The sequence below is a fragment of the Treponema sp. R6D11 genome, assembly GCF_054786075.1.
The window spans coordinates 1-642 of the sequence record NZ_BDHD01000663.1 but is presented as its reverse complement, the minus strand read 5'-3'; the positions used below and the strand labels follow the sequence as shown (position 1 = coordinate 642).

Annotated in this window: 1 pseudogene; it reads left to right on the top strand. The window is 35.2% G+C overall.

What is annotated here, in order from left to right:
- Positions 1 to 642 (top strand): annotated as a pseudogene (locus ACYVTD_RS15355) (hypothetical protein); the annotation flags it as partial.

Sequence of the window (642 nt, the reverse complement as noted above, 5' to 3'; positions counted from 1 at the left end):
TATCTAAACCTCAGCGACTGCAACATCAAAACATTAGAAAACCTATCTAATGTTGAACTATACGGTTTAGATATCTCAAATAACGATGGCATTAGTTTTGCAAATACAATACCGGAGTTATCTGAATTATACCTTGCAGGAACTGGCATAACATCACTAAGCGGTGTTAAAACAACTGAATATATCAACATTATCGATATATCAAACAATAATATCACAGATTTCACTGTCTTGAACAATTTTGAAACGATCGATTCTCTCGTAGCAAATAACTGCGGAATAAACGATATTAGCTTATTCAATGGATATGATATCGCTTACCTAGAGATTGCTAACAACGGCATCACAGATCTATCTAGTTTCAGCAACGAAAATATTCTTGCAATTGACTTATCGGGCAATTCAGGGATAACAGATTATTCGCCTCTAAAAAATATCAGTGCCCTAACTTTAACTAATAATACAATAACCGATTTAAGCGCTATCTCCTCTCTAACCAACCTAAATTATCTCAACCTATCAAACACATCAGTGAACGACCTCTCTCCTTTAAACTCAATAAATGAATTATATTCCCTAGTTCTAGAAAACTGCAACATCGATAACGACCTAGACTTTTCTCCGCTCCGAGCCGTCGAATAT